This is a genomic window from Kitasatospora sp. NPDC091257, assembly GCF_044757675.1.
In the GTDB taxonomy this organism is placed as follows: Bacteria; Actinomycetota; Actinomycetes; order Streptomycetales; family Streptomycetaceae; genus Kitasatospora; species Kitasatospora lactacystinica.
This window is the reverse complement of record NZ_JBIVVI010001817.1, coordinates 1-1,163: the sequence shown is the minus strand read 5'-3', so window position 1 is coordinate 1,163 and position 1,163 is coordinate 1. Positions and strand designations below refer to the sequence as shown.

The following is a 1,163-nucleotide window of genomic DNA, read 5'->3' as shown; positions in this document are numbered from 1 at the left end:
CTGCGCGAACTGCCCACCGGGCACTGGCCGATGTTCTCCCGTCCGGCCGACACGGCGGCCCTGCTGGCGGAGCTGGCCGCGCTCTGTGCCGATACCCGCCGAGGCGGCGGCGATCCACGGGATCGGGGACGAGGTGGCGCGGAGCAAGGGCAGGCCGGCGAAGGAGGCGGTGGAGGAGATAGCCGCCGCGCTGTGCGAGCGGATCGCCGCCGGGCGGCCGGTGGTGGCGTTCAACGCGCCGTTCGACCTGTCGCTGCTCGACGCCGAGCTGCGCCGGCACGGGCTGGCGACGCTCGCCGAGCGCCTGGGCAGGCCGGTCGGGCCGGTGCTGGACGCGCTGGTGATCGACCGGGCCGTGGACAAGTACCGCAAGGGCTCGCGCACCCTGCAGCGGGTCTGCGAGCTGTACGGGGTGGAGCTGACGGACGCCCACGAGGCGGGCAGCGACGCACTCGCCGCCGTGCGGGTCGCCGTCGCGCTGGCCGGGCGCTATCCGGCCGAGGTGGGGGCGCTGGAGCCCGCCGAGCTGCACCGCCGGCAGATCGACTGGTACCGGCAGTGGGCCGAGGGCCTCCAGGCCTGGCTGCGCCGCGGCAAGGACCCGCAGGCGGTGGTCGACCCGCGTTGGCCCGCCCGGTGACGGCCGTGCGGCCCGCGCGCCCCGCGGACCTGCCCGGCTTCCTCGCCCTCGCCGCCGAGGTCGAGCACTGGTTCGGCCCGATGGTCGCCGAGCCGGGGTTCCACCGTGCGGTGCGCGGCAGCATCGACGGGGGCCTGGCGACCGTCGCCGAGGACGGCGAGGGGCTGCTCGGCGGCCTGCTGTTCGGCGCCGCGGGCCCGGGGCCGTACCACCTGCACTGGCTGGTGGTGGCCGGGCGCGCCCGGGGCACCGGTGTCGGCCGGGAGCTGGTCGAGGACGTGCTGCGCCGTCATGTCCGGGGCCCGGCCACCGTCGAGGTGGTGACCTTCGGCCCGGACCACCCGGGCGCGGTGGCGAGCGGCGCCCGGGTCTTCTACGAGCGGCTGGGTTTCACCCCGGCCGAGGCCGCCGCCCCGGGCCCGGAGGGCGGCTCCCGGCAGGTCTACCGGCTGCGCGTGCCCTGACGCGGCCCGGACGGCCGCGGTACGGGAGCCGTCCGCGGTACGGGGGCCGGGGAGGTGGG

2 protein-coding genes are annotated in these 1,163 nt (G+C 77.9%); both read left to right on the top strand.

Annotated features, from left to right (window positions below; translation table 11 throughout):
* Nucleotides 1–85: 85 nt before the first annotated feature.
* Complete coding sequence (locus ACIQOV_RS42250; RefSeq protein WP_401056562.1) at nucleotides 86–640, top strand: exonuclease domain-containing protein; 555 nt, start codon at nucleotides 86–88, stop codon at nucleotides 638–640.
* Nucleotides 637–1,104: a GNAT family N-acetyltransferase gene (locus ACIQOV_RS42245; RefSeq protein WP_380355251.1), complete on the top strand. Its 468-nt coding sequence runs from the start codon at nucleotides 637–639 to the stop codon at nucleotides 1,102–1,104. Before ACIQOV_RS42250 ends, ACIQOV_RS42245 begins: the two co-directional genes overlap by 4 nt.
* The last annotated feature ends 59 nt before the right edge of the window (nucleotides 1,105–1,163 follow it).